Genomic DNA, 15,219 nt, shown 5'->3' with positions numbered 1-15,219 from the left:
GGTCCTCGGCTCATCATGGTTGCGACAGGCTAGACGACGAAAACCCGCGGGCAGTCAAGCTTCGCTGCACGGCGTCGGGTGCATGACCGCAGCGATGAGCCGCGGTCATAACCGGTGAAGTCGCGGGTTTGATCCCGCGAGCCCGGAGCGGATCACGCCCGCGTCGAGCCGCTCACGAAGAAGTCACGGACCTTGGAGAAGAACCCGGCGCTCTCCGGGTGGTTCTCGTCCGAGGCACTCTGGTCAAACTCCTGGAGCAGCTCGCGCTGACGTTTCGTCAGGTTCTGCGGCGTCTCCACCGAGACCTGGATGTAGAGGTCGCCGACCTCACGCGAGCGCAGCACCGGCATGCCCTTGCCCTTGATGCGGAACTGCTTGGCGGTCTGCGTGCCGGCCGGGATGCGAACCTGCGTCTGCGAGCCGTCGATCACCGGCACGGTGATCTCGCCCGAGAGCGCCGCCGTCACCATCGAGATCGGCACGCGGCAGAACAGATCGGCTCCGTCGCGCTGGAAGAACGGGTGCGGCTTGATCGAGAGGAAGACGTAGAGGTCGCCCGACGGCCCGCCGCGCAGGCCGCTCTCGCCCTCGCCCGCGAGCCGGATGCGCAGGCCGTCATCGACGCCCGCCGGCACGTTGATCGAGAGCGTCCGCTCGCGGTTGACCCGGCCGGCGCCGGAGCAGGAGGGACAGGGGTCGTCCACCACCTCGCCGCGGCCGTGGCAGTTCGGGCAGGTCCGCTCGATGGCGAAGAACCCCTGCGCCGCACGAACCCGGCCGTAGCCGCCGCAGGTCGAGCAGGTGCGCGGCTTCGAGCCGGCCTTGGCCCCTGTGCCGGAGCAGGTCTCGCAGGCGATCGAGGTCGGGATGCGGATCGTCTCGGTCTTGCCGGAAAACGCCTCTTCGAGACTGATCTCGAGATTGTAGCGCAGGTCCGCTCCGCGCTCGCGGCCCGGAGCACCGCCGCGTCCGCGCCCGCCGCCCGGAGCGCCGCGGCCATCCCCGAAGAAATTCTCGAAGATGTCCGACATGAAGTCGCCGAACTCGTTGCCGAATCCGGGTCCGCCCGCGCCGCCCTGGCTGAAGGCGGCGTGGCCGAACCGGTCGTAGGCCGCGCGCTTCTGGCCGTCGGAGAGGCATTGATAGGCCTCGTTGACTTCCTTGAACTTGATCTCGGCTTCCTTGTCGCCGGGATTGCGGTCCGGGTGATGCACCATGGCCAGCTTGCGGAAGGCGACCTTCAGCTCGCTCTCCGAGGCCGTCTTCGCGACGCCCAAGACCTCGTAATAGTCCCGTTTCGACATTCCCGGCCCCTGGAGCCTCTCGTTCGCGCCGGCTGCCGGCTCGCTTGCCAGCTCTTTCGCCGGGCTTCGGCCGCGCTGCGATCCGTCTCCCGACTCGGACGGGACAGACCGGATCGACCTTCGCTTCTCGCGGACGTTCGGCAAGGTTGATCCCCGAGCCTTGCCCGAGGATCAAGCCGTTCGCGCCGCTGACAGTGAAAAAATGATCGGGAGCGGCGCTGGCGCACCGCTCCCGAGCCGCTCGGACTTACGCGCGCTTCTTGCGCTCGTTCTCGTCCACTTCCTGGAAGTCGGCGTCGATGACGTCGTCCTTCTTCTCCGCCGAGGCTGCGGCGCCGTCGGCGCCGGGCGCACCCTCGGCCTGGGAGGCGGCGTACATCGCCTCGCCGAGCTTCATCGAGGCCTGCATCAGGTCGTTGGTCTTGGCCTTGATGCCCTCGGCATCGTCACCTTCCAGCGCGGTGCGCAGCGCCGCGATGGCGGACTCGATGGCGCCCTTGTCGGCGGCCGAGACCTTGTCGCCATACTCCGCGACCGACTTCTCGGTGGCGTGGATCAGGCTCTCGCCCTGGTTCTTCACCTCGACCAGCTCACGGCGCTTCTTGTCCGCCTCGGCATTGGCCTCGGCGTCCTTGACCATCTTCTCGATGTCGGCGTCCGACAGACCGCCCGAGGCCTGGATGCGGATCTGGTGCTCCTTGTTCGTCGCCTTGTCCTTCGCCGTCACGTTGACGATGCCGTTGGCGTCGATGTCGAAGGTCACCTCGATCTGCGGCATGCCGCGGGGCGCCGGCGGGATGCCGACGAGGTCGAACTGGCCGAGCAGCTTGTTGTCGGCCGCCATCTCGCGCTCACCCTGGAAGACCCGGATGGTGACCGCGTTCTGGTTGTCTTCCGCCGTCGAGAAGACCTGGGACTTCTTGGTCGGGATCGTGGTGTTGCGGTCGATCAGGCGCGTGAACACGCCGCCCAGCGTCTCGATGCCGAGCGAGAGCGGGGTCACGTCGAGCAGCAGCACGTCCTTCACGTCGCCCTGAAGCACGCCCGCCTGGACCGCGGCGCCGATGGCGACGACCTCGTCCGGGTTGACGCCCTTGTGGGGCTCCTTGCCGAAGAAGGCCTTCACGACCTCCTGCACCTTGGGCATGCGGGTCTGGCCGCCGACGAGCACGACTTCGTCAATCTCGGAGGCCGAGACGCCGGCATCCTTGAGCGCCTTGCGGCAGGGCTCGATCGTGCGCTGCACGAGGTCATCGACAAGCGACTCGAACTTCGCCCGGCTGAGCTTCAGCGCGAGGTGCTTCGGGCCGGTGGCGTCGGCGGTGATGTAGGGCAGGTTGATCTCGGTCTGGGTCGCCGAGGACAGCTCGATCTTCGCCTTCTCGGCGGCCTCCTTGAGACGCTGGAGGGCGAGCTTATCCTTGGTCAGGTCGATGCCCTGCTCCTTCTTGAACTCGGCGGTCAGGTACTCGACCACGCGGTTGTCGAAGTCCTCGCCGCCGAGGAAGGTGTCGCCGTTCGTCGACTTCACCTCGAACACGCCGTCGCCGATTTCGAGAATCGACACGTCGAAGGTGCCGCCGCCGAGGTCGTAGACCGCGATGGTGCCGGACTTCTTCTTGTCGAGGCCGTAGGCGAGCGCGGCCGCCGTCGGCTCGTTGATGATGCGCAGCACCTCAAGGCCGGCGATCTTGCCGGCGTCCTTGGTCGCTTGGCGCTGGGCGTCGTTGAAGTAGGCCGGGACCGTGATGACGGCCTGCGTCACCGGCTGGCCGAGATGGGACTCGGCGGTCTCCTTCATTTTCTGAAGGGTGAAGGCGGAGATCTGCGAGGGCGAGTACTTCTTGCCGTCGGCCTCGACCCAGGCGTCGCCGTTGTCGCCCTTGGCGATCTTGTAGGGCACGAGGCCCTTGTCCTTCTGCGTCAGCGGATCGTCGTAGGTCCGGCCGATCAGACGCTTGATCGCGAAGAAGGTACGTTCCGGATTGGTCACGGCCTGCCGCTTGGCGGGCTGGCCGACGAGGCGCTCCCCGTCGTCGGTGAACGCGACGATGGACGGTGTGGTGCGGGCGCCTTCCGCATTCTCGATGACCCGCGGCTGCGTGCCTTCCATGACGGCCACGCAGGAATTGGTGGTGCCGAGGTCGATACCGATTACTTTACCCATGGTGGGATCCCTCTGTTGGATTTTTCAAGCAGACCGCCGAGCCCCGAAGCAGCTCGACCCATGGCGGTACAAAACATCAGGTTTGAGAACGGGATGGATCCGAAGCGCATCGCCCTTGCGGGTTGTGCTTCCCAGGCCTCGTCCCGTGTCCCGCCGCATATAAGAAGACGGCTACGCCGCCGCAAGAACGCGCGCCGGATGCATGAGCGAAGGCTACCATCCTCCACTGCGCCAAGGCGATTTTCCGGATCGGACGCGCGGCGACAGGCTTGTTTGTTGCCAGGCTGCCACGTCCGCGCCACGGGTGGCGTGGTATGACCATGGGACATGGCCCGTGAAGTGGCTTCAAACCGGGAGGCCGACGGCCTGATGTTCCTGCCCGTCTCCGAGAGAATGTCCGCGCGGAAGGTCCGGAGGACGGATCGCCCGGCTCGTGCCGCGATCGCGGCGCTGCTCGCGCTCGCCGGGGCGGCTTTTGCCCCGTCCACCCCGGCGCGGGCGCAGAACTTCTTCGAGGAGCTGTTCGGCATCGGTCGCGCCGCCCGTCCTCCGCAGCCCCCGCGCAACGTGCCCGTCCAGCCCGCGCCGCCGCCCGCGGAGCCGGGGGCTCTCGCGCCCGGCGAAGGCGCCGAGACGCGACCGAGCGTCCCGGCTCCGCCGCGCCAGCCGGTCGTGCTGCGGGTGCCCTCCGAGGACAACGTCGCCGGGCAGGACCTGCTGCTCAATGGGCTGAATGGGTCCCTGAGGATCGAGCGGAGCGGGTCGGCCTACACCGCCCAGATGACGCTGCCGGGCACCAAGATCTCGCAGCCGACCGAGAGCTGCACGGTCAAGCTCAACGGTGGCAAGCCGGTGCCGCTGAGTGCGGAGGGACGCGCGCAGGGCGTCTCGCGCTTCTCGACCGGCAGCGCCGAGTGCCCGCTGCGCTTCGAGATCCTCGACGGCAGCGTGCTCGCCACGCCGCTCGGATCGGGCCCTGCCTGCACCTTCACCGCTGCGGATTGCGAGACGACCCCGGCGGGCCTGTGGGGGCCCGGCGCGGCGAGCCTGATCCCGCAGGCGGGCGAGTTCGACACCGCCCGCGGCGTAGCCGACAAGGCCGTGCGCGACAACTACAAGATCATGACCCAGCGGTCGCGGGGCAGCGACGTCCGGCCGATCGTGCAGGAGCAGGCGGCCTTCTCCTCCGACCGCGAGCAGGCCTGCCGGACCTATGCCCGCGAGGGAGCGCACGGCTACTGCCACCTGCGATTCACCGAGGCACGGGCGATCGCCCTGGCAACGCGGCTCGGCGCCAACACGGCCACGCCGACCGCCGCCAACACGCCGCCGCGACCGCGCCGCAGCCGCGCCCCAGTCGAGGGCATGAACCCGGATGCGCCCGGCGCGGAGCCTTTCGCCGATCAGTGAAGTTGCCTGAGGATCGCTCAGCGAGCGCGGGCGTCCTGCTGCGGGCCGGAGTCAGCGTCGCACGGGCGGAACCCGGCGTTTCGCGCATGTGTTGCGCCGAGGTTCACGCAAAGCGAGCCCGGCCATGCCCGACGAGAAGATCGAAGCCTATACCGACCCGGCCGGCGGATGGGGCTCGGCCCGGTCCCTCGTCGATATTCTGACCCGCGAGGAAATCCCGGCTTCCGGCGCGGCGATGCTGATGAAGCAGAACAAGCCGGGCGGCTACATGTGCGTGTCCTGCGCATGGTCGAAGCCGGCCAAGCCGTCGACCTTCGAGTATTGCGAGAACGGCGCCAAGGCGACTGCCTGGGAGCAGACCCGCAAGCGGATCGGCCCGGACTTCTTCGAGCGCTACTCGGTCACCGAGCTTCTGACCTGGCCCGATTACGACCTCGAGGAGAAGGGCCGCATCACCCATCCGCTGCGCTACGACCCGCAGCGCGACCGCTACCTTCCCGTCTCCTGGGAGGCCGCCTTCGAGGAGATTGGCCGCGAGCTGAAGGCGCTGCGGGAGGCCGATCCGAAGGCGGCGGTGTTCTACTCCTCGGGCCGGGCCTCGCTGGAGACGAGCTACATGTACGCGCTGTTCGCGCGGATGTACGGCAACAACAACCTGCCCGACTCCTCCAACATGTGCCACGAATCGACCTCGAAGGCGCTGCCGCAATCGATCGGCGTGCCGGTCGGGACGACGGTGCTGGAGGATTTCGAGGCGACCGACCTGATCCTGTTCTTCGGCCAGAATGTCGGCTCGAACTCGCCGCGGATGCTCCACCCGCTGCAGGATGCCCGGCGCCGGGGCGTTCCGATCATCACCTTCAACCCGCTGCGGGAGCGGGGGCTGGAGCGCTTCACCAACCCGCAATCGCCGATCGAGATGCTGACGCATTCCTCGACGCAGATCTCGACCCAGTACCATCAGGTGAAGGCGGGCGGCGACATCGCCGCGATCGCCGGAATCTGCAAGGCGCTGTTCGCCATGGACCGGCAGGCGCAGGACGAGGGGCGCCCGCGCATCCTCGACATCGATTTCATCGCTGAGCACACCCACGGCTTCGACAAATTCGAAAAGTTCTGCGACCGGCTCGAATGGCCGGCGCTGGAAGCCAAATCCGGCCTGAAGCGCGAGGGGATGGAGGCGGCGGCCGCCGTCTATGCCCGCGCGCGGGCGGTGATCGGCATCTACGGCATGGGGCTCACCCAGCACCGCCGCGGCACCGAGACGGTGCAGATGTTCGTCAACCTGCTGCTCCTGCGCGGCAATATCGGCCGCCCCGGTGCCGGCATCTGCCCCGTGCGCGGCCATTCCAACGTCCAGGGCCAGCGCACCGTCGGCATCGCCGACGAGCCCTCGCTGGTGCCGCTCGACAAGCTCAAGGCGATGTACGGCTTCGAGCCGCCGACCGAGAAGGGGATGAACACGATCGAGACCTGCGAGGGGGTCCTCTCCGGCAAGGTGAAGGCCTTCGTCGGGCTCGGCGGCAACTTCGTGCGCGCGATCCCCGACACGCAGCGGATGGAGGAGGCGTGGCGCGGGCTGCGGCTCACCGTGCAGGTCTCGACCAAGCTCAACCGCTCGCACCTCGTCCACGGCGCGGTCGCCTACATCCTGCCGTGCCTCGGTCGGATCGAGATCGACGAGCAGGCGAGCGGGCCACAGGCGGTGTCGATGGAGGATTCGACCTCCTGCTTCCACGGCTCGCGGGGCGTGGCGTCGCCGATCAGCGACCACGTGCGCTCCGAGCCCTGGATCGTGGCACAGCTCGCCAAGGCGACGCTTCCGCCCAACCCGAAGGTCGATTGGGACGCCTGGGTCGGCGATTACGCCCGCGTGCGCGACGCCATTGAGGCGACGTACCCTGAAAAATTCAAGGACTTCAACGCGCGCCTGTTCGAGCCCGGCGGCCTGCACAAGCCGCTCGCCGCCCGTGAGCGCAAGTGGGAGACCCCGACCGGCAAGGCCAACTTCGTCGTGCCGCCGGATGGGCTCGACATGGACCCGGACATGAAGAGCGACCGGCGCGACGTGCTCGACCTCATCACCCTGCGCTCGAACGACCAGTTCAACACCACGGTCTACGGCTATCACGACCGCTTCCGCGGGGTGAAAGGCACCCGGCAGGTGCTGTTCATGAACGAGAACGACATCGAGCGCCTGCAGCTCGCCGACGGCGAGACCGTCGACGTCGTGACCGAGGCCGCCGACGAGTTCGCCCGCGAGGTGAAGGGCCTGAGGATCGTCAAGTACGACATCCCCGAGGGCAACTGCGCCGGCTACTACCCGGAGCTGAACGTGCTGATCCCGCTCTGGCACCACGACGCGCAGGCCAAGGTGCCGGCAGCGAAGGCGATTCCGGTGCGCATCGCCAAGGCGGCGGAACTGGCCTCGACGGACTGAGCGGGGCACCGCCCGTCTCCGGCGGGTCGGCGCCGCGCTCACGATTGAGCGGATTGTACGGTGTGCAAAACATCACTTGTACACTGTGCAAACTCGGCGCACTCATGAGGGCGTGACGAAGCGGTCACGCCATCGGAGTGATGCCATGTTGACGCTGTTGCGAACCCTTGCCCGCGGCGCCGCCGCGCAGGCCTGCGAGGAGGCTCACGACCGCCACGCTCTCCTCGTGCTCGATCAGCAGATCCGCGAGACTGCCGCCGATCTGGAGCGCGGCCGGCGCACGCTGGCGGCGGCCATGGCCGGGGATGCCGCCGAGGCGCGACGCTTGGCCGAGGTCGAGGCGCGCGCCGCCGATCTGGAGATCCGCGCCGTGGCGGCCCTCGCTGGGGGCCGCGAGGATCTGGCCCGCGACGCGGCGGAGGCGATCGCGAGCCTCGAGGCTGAGCGGGATGCCCTGCGCGCCGCGCGGGCGACCTTCGCCGCGGAGGTGGCGCGGCTGCGCGCCGTGCTCGCCGATGCGGCCCGCCGTCAGGCGGCGCTGGAGCGCGGGCGGCGGGTCGCGGCCGCCGCCGAGGCCGTCCGCCGACTGCGCCCGGCGGCGAGCGTGGGTGAGCGCGCGAACCTGCGGCAGGCCGAGGCGACGCTGGCCCGCCTTCAGCGCGTCCAGGCCGAGGCGGCGGCGACCGACGAGGCGCTGGCCGCGATCGAGACGCCGGAGGAGAGCATTGCCGAACGCCTCGAACGCGAGGGCTTCGGACCGCGTACGCGCTCCTCCTCCGACGACGTCCTCGCCCGGCTGCGCCGCCGCGCCGAGGCCGATGGGTCCGCCTCCGCCTGATCCGTTGCCCGCCTCCCCTCCTTCCGAAGGATCTGCACCATGCCCCAAGAGACTGCGCAGCATACCGGCGCCTGGGTCGTCTTCACCCAAGCCTCCTTCGTCGCCTCCGCCGTGCTCGTCGGCTTCGGCATCCTGTTCATGCCCCTCGACCTTTGGATGAAGGGCTACCTCGCCATGGGCACGGTGATGCTCATCCAGTCCTGCATCACGGCGACCAAGACGCTCCGCGACGTCCATGAGGCGCGCCGCATGGTCAACCGCATCGAGGATGCCCGAACCGAGCGCCTGCTGATGTCGGTGGGCAAGGAGTGACGAAAGACGCAGGTCGGCAGAGACTCGACGCGCGCCCGCGACGGTCCATATTCCGTGACATGGACAGTTCGGACGGAGCTCACGCGCGACGGCAGGCGATCATCGATCGTCTGCTCAGCGACGCCCTGCGCCCGGCCGGCGGGATCGTGCTGCCGAGCCACGACGCCCTGCCGGCCGATATCCGCATGACCGTCGATCGCCTGCTCGCCAAGGCGGACGCGGAGCGCCGCCGCTCGCTGACCTACGACGACCTCGAAGAGGCGCTGCCGCCGCGCGACGTGACCGCGGACGATCTGGAGGCGATCTTCTGGGTGCTGGCCGAGTATGGGATCGAGCTGGACGAGGGCGAGTAGGGTGTCCCTCCCGTTTCACGCGAGGTCTTAGCAGTCCGTCGATCATGACGGGGCCGATCACGCCGCGCGTAGACCGATCGCCGAGATGCCTCAATAGTCGGGGGCCTGGGCTGGATCGCCCACGATGTTCTCAGAGGGTTCCACCGAGGCGACGAGCCGCCGGGATGGATCTCCGGAGAGCCGTTCCGGCTGGCAGCCTTTGCAGATCGAGCGCGTGGCGCGCTCTGCATGATCGTCGAGCCGCTTGTAGAGCGCCGCCATTCGCGCTTGTGTGCCGGCACGCTCGGCTTCGCCGGGGACATGCGCCCGTTCTTCCGGTGGAGATTGCTCGCAGAGCCCCTGCGTCGAAGCCGCCGTCGGCTGCCGGATCGGCTTGCCGGGCTGCGCCTCGGCTCCTCCAGTCCAGAGAAGTGCAGCGGATGCCGCCAAGGCCAGAATTATCTTCATTCTGATGCTGCGGAACGAGAGATAGACTGATATTCTATACTACAATAAAAAACGGGCCGTTAACCACGGCTCTCTCATCATTGTTTGTCCGGCAACCCTGACGCCAATCGAGTGTGCGCTCGGCCTCGCAGCGCCGAAGTCGATCACCCACTGCGATCAAGGAGAGCGCCACCCTGCAATTGATAGCGGGCCGCATCAGTCATCGCACGTCGAGTGCACGTGCCGAGGGCGGGAACGATCAGGGCAATATTGACGAACGCGCCCGAGCGGACCAACCTCCACGAGCATCTCCGAAGGCTTCGGCGCTCACGCATGCACGAGACGTTGGTCGAGCGATGGCATCGGGAGAACTTGGCGGACCGTGAGTCGCCATCGGTCTTGCATCAGTGCGTGACGGGCGCGGTCAGAGGCGGCCTGCTCGGGATCGGCCTGCTCGCGGCGCTCTACCTGGTCGGTTGGATCGGCCTGCTCTGACACGCGACGTCATCGCAGGCCGATGCCGGGCCTCGCCGCACGGATGGGGTCGAGACAGGACCCTGAGGGACGTTCGATTCCGGACCGTTTCCTGTTCGGATGCGGCGGTGCGGCGGGAGCCGGATCAGCCCTCCGCCCCCTGAAGCAGCCGTGCCGCCGCGGCGCGAGCCTCGTCGGTGACCGTGGCGCCGGCGAGCATCCGCGCGATCTCCTCTCGGCGCGCATCCGCCGCAAGGCCGACCACACGGGTGGTTACCCGATCACCACCCTTCTCCGCGCCCTTGGCCGTCTTCCCCTTCACGCTGTCCTTGGCGATGCGGAAATGCGTCGAGGCGCGGGCGGCGACCTGCGGGGCGTGCGTCACCGCCACGACCTGTACCTGCTCCGAGAGCCGGCCGAGCCGCGCGCCGATGGCATCGGCCACCGCGCCGCCGAGGCCGGTATCGATCTCGTCGAAGATCAGCGTCGGCGCCGAGCCCTTGCCGGCCAGCACCACCTTGAGCGCCAGCATGAAGCGGGAGAGCTCGCCTCCCGAGGCGACCTTCATCATCGGGCCCGCGCGAGTGCCCGGATTGGTCTGCGCCCAGAACTCGACCCGCTCGGTGCCCGCCGCGTCGCGGGAGGCCTCGTCCACGGTGATCTGCGTGATGAAGCGGGCGCCTTCCAGCTTCAGCGGCGGAAGCTCGGCCTGCACCGCCGCGTCCAGCGCTTTCGCGGCCTTGCGTCGCCCGTCGCCGAGTTTCTTCGCCGCCTGGGCATAGGCGGCTTCCGCAGCCTCCAACTCGGCCTCGAGCCCCGCGAGCGCCTGCTCGCCGGCATCGAGAGCGGCCACGTCCGCATCGTAGCGGCCGCGCAGATCGGCGAGGTCGTCGGCGGGGACCGCGTATTTCCGCGAGGCGGCGCGCAGGGCAAACAGGCGCTCCTCGACCCGCTCCAGCTCGCGCGGGTCGAACTCGGCGGCGAGCACCGCCGCGTCGAGGGCGGCCCGTGCCTCGTCCAGGGCCACGAGTGCGGCGTCGAGCGCCGCGATGCTCGGATCGACCAGGGTCGGCACCGTCGCGCTGCGCCGTTCCAGCCGGCGAACGGCGGAGGAGAGGTGCGGCACCAGCGAGCCGGAGCCGCCGACGAGATCGAGGGCCTCGTTCAACTCGCGGGCGACCTTCTCGCCCTGCTGCATCACCGTGCGGCGCTCGGCCAGCATCGCCTCCTCGCCCGCCTGGGGGTCGAGATTGCCGAGCTCCTCCACCGCGTGCCGGAGGAAGTCGGCTTCCTTCTGCGCCGCCTCGACCCGCGCGCGCTGCTCGGACAGGTTCGAACGGGCGGCGCGCACGCGTTTGGCCGCAGCGGCAACTTGGTTGAGCGGGCCCTGCAAGCCGCCGAACGCGTCGAGGATGGTGCGGTGCGTTGTAGGATCGGCAAGCGCCCGGTCGTCGTGCTGGCCGTGGATCTCGACGAGCGCGGTGCCGATCGACCGCATGGTCTGCACGCCCACCGGCTGGTCGTTGACGAAGGCGCGCGTGCGCCCGTCGGCAAACTGCATGCGGCGCAGGATCAGGTCGCCGTCGGTGTCGATCTCGGCCGCCGCAGCGACGGCCCGGGCGGGGTGGTCGCTGGGCACGTCGAACACGGCGGTGACGCCGCCCTGCGCCTCGCCCTGCCGCACGAGACCGCCGTCGCCACGCCCGCCCAGCGCCAGGGCGAAGGCATCGAGCAGGATCGACTTGCCCGCACCGGTCTCGCCCGTGAGGACGGTGAGCCCGGCGGAGAAGGTCAATTCGAGCTTGTCGATCAGAACGATGTCGCGGATTGCGAGCTGGACGAGCATGAAGCGGCGCCAGAGCCCCTTATTGGATTGTCCGCGGGTTTAGCCGTAAGCGGAGAGGACTTCATCCGGAAAGTGCTGCGGGACCCATGACGACGATCGGCCGCGCGAGAGTCGCGACCTGGCCGCTTCGCTCACCGGGTCGGACGTGTCTGGGAGCTGGTGCATGCGTGTCGTTGCGGTGAGTCGAGTGCTCGATGAGGTCGATATCATCGAGGCATTTGTTCGGCATGCCTCCGCCTTCGTCGATCATCACATCATTCTCGACAACGGCAGCCGGGACGGGACCATCGAGATCATCGGAAGGCTCGCCGAAGAGGGGCTTCCACTCACGGTCTACCAGTCACCGTCGATCTGCTTCTCCGACCGGGACATGAACAACTGGCTCTACAACGAGGCGGTTGAGCGGCACGATGCGGATTGGGTGGCTTGTCTCGACAGCGACGAGTTCTACGACGAGCGTCAGCTGCCGGGCGGCCTTCGCAATCATCTCCAGGAGCTGGAGAACTCCGGCGCGAATGTCGTCGCGGTCCGGATTCCGTGGGCGCATTACAACTACACGACCCGCGATGACGCGACCGAGAACCTCGTCCCGCGCCGCATCACGCACCGCACCGAGGTCGCCGCCGACGGCAAGGTGATCGTGAGCTGGCGGCTGGCGAAGGAGAAAGGTCTCGTGCTGGAGGGGCAGCACGACGTGTACCTGCCGGAAGGAAGCCAAGGCAGGGTCGTCACCGAGCAGCGGCTCTGGATCGCGCATTTCTCCGAGCGCAACGCCGCGCAGTACGTCACGAAGGTCGTGCGCGGATGGGCGAAAATCCTGACCGCTGGCGAGGCGTGCATGAACCGGGGCTTCTCGGCCCATTACCGCGGGCCGTTCGAGCTGCTCCGAGACCGTCCCGAGACGTTGCTGCGGTCGGAGAGCTTCCTCGAGCGGAAGAACGAGGACCGTAGCGTTGTCCACGACCCGATGGACTATCGCGGCGGCCCCCTTCGCTACACCCCGAAGAACGATCCCGAGATGCAGTCAGTCCGGGCGCTCGTCGGGTTCCTGTCGGATGTGTGCAGCCGCTACGGCGAGCTGACTGATGCCCTGCCCGTGGCACGGGCGTATTCCGAGCGGATCGAGAGGCGGATCGACCGGCTCATCTGAGGCCCTCTCCTCCGCCACACCGAGCCCCGACCCGTTGGAAATGGGCGGAAACGGATGCGTTGTGGGTGCGAGGGGCGGCCGCGCGCGGAGGACCGACGCGACGGTGCTCAAACGAAGACAGCGTCCCCGATCGCGGATCGGGGACGCTGCTCGAACGCTTTGCCCGTGTTGCGCCCGGGCGCGCCGCTGCTACTCCGCGGCGGCGGTCCGCCCGATCACGCCGCGATAGATCTTGCTGATCCAGGAGGACTTCTCCTCCCGCGGCTCCAGACCGCCGGTCTGCAGGAGCTTGTAGGCATCCTGGTACCAGGGGCTGTCGGGGAAATTGTGGCCGAGCACGGCCGCGGCGGTCTGTGCCTCGGCGGTGATGCCGAGCGCCATGTAGGCCTCGACCAAGCGCTCCAGCGCCTCCTCGGCGTGGCGGGTCGTCTGGTACTTGCTGACCACGTCGCGGAAGCGGTTGATCGCCGCCGGGAAGGCGCGCTTCTCAAGATAGAAGCGGCCGACTTCCATCTCCTTGCCGGCGAGCTGGTCGCGGGTGATCTGGATCTTGGCCTTGGCGTCGGCGGCGTATTCCGAGGTCGGGTACTTCTGCACCAGCTCCTGGAGGGCGACGAGGGCGCGCTCGGAGCGCTCCTGATCGCGGGTCACGTCCGGGATCTGCTTATACTGCGACATCGCCATCAGGTACTGGGCGTAGGCCGCATCCTTGCTCGCCGGATGGCGCTGCAGGTAGCGCTTGGAGGCTGTGATGGCGTCGTCGTACTTCGCGCCCTCGTAGTTCGCGTAGGCCGTCATCAGCAGGCCTTTCCGCGACCAGTCGGAATAGGTGTACTGCTTGTCGAGCTGATCGAAGCTCTTGGCGGCGTTCTCGTAATCCTTGTCCTCCATCTTCGCCAAGCCCTCGCTGTAGAGCTTGTCCGCCGGCGTGTCCGGAACGGCCTCGGGCTTGTACTTCTCGGCGAAGAGATTGGTCGGGTCGAGGGCGTCGCAGCCGCCGAGTCCGAGGCCGAGGCTGAGGAGCACGGCCGCCATCGCGCCACGGGTCGGGAAGGTCAGAGGCATCGCGGTCAAATTCCCTGTCAGGTCCGGCCGCTTCGGGGCGACACGCGACCTACGCGCAGGCTTTCACGGGTGGAGGCCGATTCGGGCGTCAAAACGGCAGGGCGGCGGGAACCGTTAACGTATTCCGCCGGAAGCGTGGATCGCGGACCGATGTGGCGCGGCGGTTACAGTTCCGCGGCGAAGGCGGCGATGCCAAGGCCGAACTCGGCGCGGGCCGGTTCGCGGCGCGTGCCCTGGCCCTCGACGATGGCGTAGTTCGCGCGGTCGGCGAACAGGGCCTCAAGGATGCCGACATTCATGCGGTGGCCGCCGCAATAGGAGCGGTAGGCGCCCTGGATCGGCAGCCCGGCCAGCGCGAGATCGCCGACCGCGTCGAGGAACTTGTGGCGGACGAACTCGTCCGCGAAGCGCAGGCCTTCCGGGTTGACGACGGCGGTCTCGCCGACGGCGACGGTGTTGTCGAGGGAGGCGCCGAGCGCAAAGCCCGCTTTCCAGTAGCGCTCCACGTCCTTCATCATGCCGAAGGTGCGGGCGGGGGCGATCTCGCGGCGGTAGGCGGCCGGGGTCAGGTCCATCGCCTTGCGCGAGCGGCCGATCACCGGGGATTGGAAGTCGATCTCCACGTCGAGGCGGAAGCCGCGGTCGATCGGGCGGAGTTCGGCGAAGGCGCGGCCGGCCTCGATGCGGACGGGCTGGAGCACCTTGATCCAGCGGCGCGCCGCGCCGCAGGTGGTGAGGCCGACGCTGTCGATGGCAGCGACGAAGGGGCGGGCGCTGCCGTCGAGGATCGGCATCTCGGGGCCGTCGATCTCGATCAGCGCGTTGTCGACGCCGAGGCCGTAGAGGGCCGACATCAGGTGTTCGATGGTGGCGACGGCGCCGGTCTCGACGTCACCGATGACGGTGCACAGCTCGGTGGCGGAGACGCAGGCGAAGTGGGCCTTGATGAGCCGATCGTTGCCGGTGGTGGTGCCCGTCCGGAGGAAGGCGATACCGTGGTTGGCTTTGGCGGGGTGGATCGTGATCTCTGCCGGATTTCCGGAGTGGACTCCGATTCCGGTGAGGGTCACGGACGTTTTGAGCGTTGTTTGTTGGTTCGTCCGCATACCTTAGCCCTCGGCCAGGATCCTTCCCGCGCATGCCCGGTTCGGGGCGCGGTGTGGGAAAGTCCGTCCGCTGCTTGAAGCCTCTGCGAGCGCTGCCGGTCGGTCGACCATCCGCGCCTTCTGTCGTTCCGGCATGGTGTATAGCTGTGGCAAACAGGGCGGCCAAATCACGGATTCTTACGATCTGTTACAGCCACGGTTTCGCCACGATCTTTGAAAAGCATTTTGTGTTCAATGTCTTAACAAGCAGCTAAACCCGGGATCTTGCGATCCCGGGTCTGTTGCCGAAACACCTCACCGAGGGCCGATGGAGGTGTGGTTGCCCCCA

Annotated in this window: 13 protein-coding genes; 7 read left to right on the top strand and 6 right to left on the bottom strand. The window is 68.1% G+C overall.

Features of this window, described 5'->3' with window-relative positions; all coding sequences use genetic code 11:
* Nucleotides 1–152 precede the first annotated feature (152 nt).
* Complete coding sequence (gene dnaJ / locus MPPM_RS16085; protein ID WP_096485909.1) at nucleotides 153–1,304, bottom strand: molecular chaperone DnaJ; 1,152 nt, start codon at nucleotides 1,302–1,304, stop codon at nucleotides 153–155.
* 247 nt (nucleotides 1,305–1,551) lie between these two features.
* Entirely contained in the window at nucleotides 1,552–3,471 is a 1,920-nt protein-coding gene (gene dnaK, locus MPPM_RS16080) for a molecular chaperone DnaK (protein ID WP_096485908.1), read from the bottom strand.
* A gap of 369 nt (nucleotides 3,472–3,840) precedes the next feature.
* Here dnaK and MPPM_RS16075 point away from each other — a divergent pair, with 369 nt between their 5' ends.
* From MPPM_RS16075 to MPPM_RS16055, 5 genes are all read left to right on the top strand, one after another.
* Nucleotides 3,841–4,881 carry a hypothetical protein gene (locus MPPM_RS16075; RefSeq protein WP_173808001.1) on the top strand — a complete coding sequence of 347 codons (1,041 nt, stop codon included), beginning with the start codon at nucleotides 3,841–3,843 and terminating at the stop codon, nucleotides 4,879–4,881.
* A gap of 124 nt (nucleotides 4,882–5,005) precedes the next feature.
* Nucleotides 5,006–7,321: an FdhF/YdeP family oxidoreductase gene (locus MPPM_RS16070; protein ID WP_096485906.1), complete on the top strand. Its 2,316-nt coding sequence runs from the start codon at nucleotides 5,006–5,008 to the stop codon at nucleotides 7,319–7,321.
* Between the two features lie 145 nt (nucleotides 7,322–7,466).
* Complete coding sequence (locus MPPM_RS16065; RefSeq protein ID WP_096485905.1) at nucleotides 7,467–8,159, top strand: PspA/IM30 family protein; 693 nt, start codon at nucleotides 7,467–7,469, stop codon at nucleotides 8,157–8,159.
* A gap of 39 nt (nucleotides 8,160–8,198) precedes the next feature.
* Nucleotides 8,199–8,471, top strand: coding sequence for a YiaA/YiaB family inner membrane protein (locus MPPM_RS16060; protein ID WP_096485904.1), 273 nt, complete (start codon nucleotides 8,199–8,201; stop codon nucleotides 8,469–8,471).
* Nucleotides 8,472–8,530: 59 nt separating this feature from the next.
* Complete coding sequence (locus MPPM_RS16055) at nucleotides 8,531–8,824, top strand: RNA polymerase sigma factor region1.1 domain-containing protein (protein WP_096485903.1); 294 nt, start codon at nucleotides 8,531–8,533, stop codon at nucleotides 8,822–8,824.
* Between the two features lie 90 nt (nucleotides 8,825–8,914).
* On the opposite strand, the gene MPPM_RS28930 is transcribed toward MPPM_RS16055, so the two are convergent.
* Nucleotides 8,915–9,085, bottom strand: coding sequence for a hypothetical protein (locus MPPM_RS28930; protein ID WP_244573326.1), 171 nt, complete (start codon nucleotides 9,083–9,085; stop codon nucleotides 8,915–8,917).
* 498 nt (nucleotides 9,086–9,583) lie between these two features.
* Between MPPM_RS28930 and MPPM_RS28040 the strand changes: the two genes are divergently transcribed.
* Nucleotides 9,584–9,745 (top strand): hypothetical protein, encoded by a 162-nt coding sequence (locus tag MPPM_RS28040; protein WP_157914199.1) that lies wholly within the window; start codon nucleotides 9,584–9,586, stop codon nucleotides 9,743–9,745.
* Nucleotides 9,746–9,869: 124 nt separating this feature from the next.
* Here the strand turns inward: MPPM_RS28040 and recN are convergent, their stop codons facing one another.
* Complete coding sequence (recN, locus tag MPPM_RS16045; RefSeq protein WP_096485901.1) at nucleotides 9,870–11,570, bottom strand: DNA repair protein RecN; 1,701 nt, start codon at nucleotides 11,568–11,570, stop codon at nucleotides 9,870–9,872.
* Between the two features lie 163 nt (nucleotides 11,571–11,733).
* On the opposite strand from recN, the gene MPPM_RS16040 reads away from it, so the two are divergent.
* Nucleotides 11,734–12,720 (top strand): glycosyltransferase family 2 protein, encoded by a 987-nt coding sequence (locus tag MPPM_RS16040; protein ID WP_096485900.1) that lies wholly within the window; start codon nucleotides 11,734–11,736, stop codon nucleotides 12,718–12,720.
* A 189-nt stretch (nucleotides 12,721–12,909) separates the two neighbouring features.
* Here MPPM_RS16040 and MPPM_RS16035 read toward each other — a convergent pair whose 3' ends face one another.
* Together MPPM_RS16035 and lpxC are read right to left on the bottom strand one after the other, a co-directional pair.
* Nucleotides 12,910–13,785, bottom strand: a complete 876-nt coding sequence (locus tag MPPM_RS16035; protein WP_096485899.1) for an outer membrane protein assembly factor BamD — start codon at nucleotides 13,783–13,785, stop codon at nucleotides 12,910–12,912.
* A gap of 164 nt (nucleotides 13,786–13,949) precedes the next feature.
* The gene (lpxC, locus tag MPPM_RS16030) at nucleotides 13,950–14,891 is read right to left on the bottom strand and encodes a UDP-3-O-acyl-N-acetylglucosamine deacetylase (protein WP_096485898.1); all 942 of its coding nucleotides are present in this window, start codon (nucleotides 14,889–14,891) and stop codon (nucleotides 13,950–13,952) included.
* Between the last annotated feature and the right edge of the window lie 328 nt (nucleotides 14,892–15,219).

The organism is Methylorubrum populi (genome assembly GCF_002355515.1).
GTDB classification, from domain to species: Bacteria; Pseudomonadota; Alphaproteobacteria; order Rhizobiales; family Beijerinckiaceae; genus Methylobacterium; species Methylobacterium populi_A.
The sequence above is the reverse complement of the archived record's forward strand: the minus strand, read 5'-3'. Positions and strand labels throughout refer to the sequence as shown.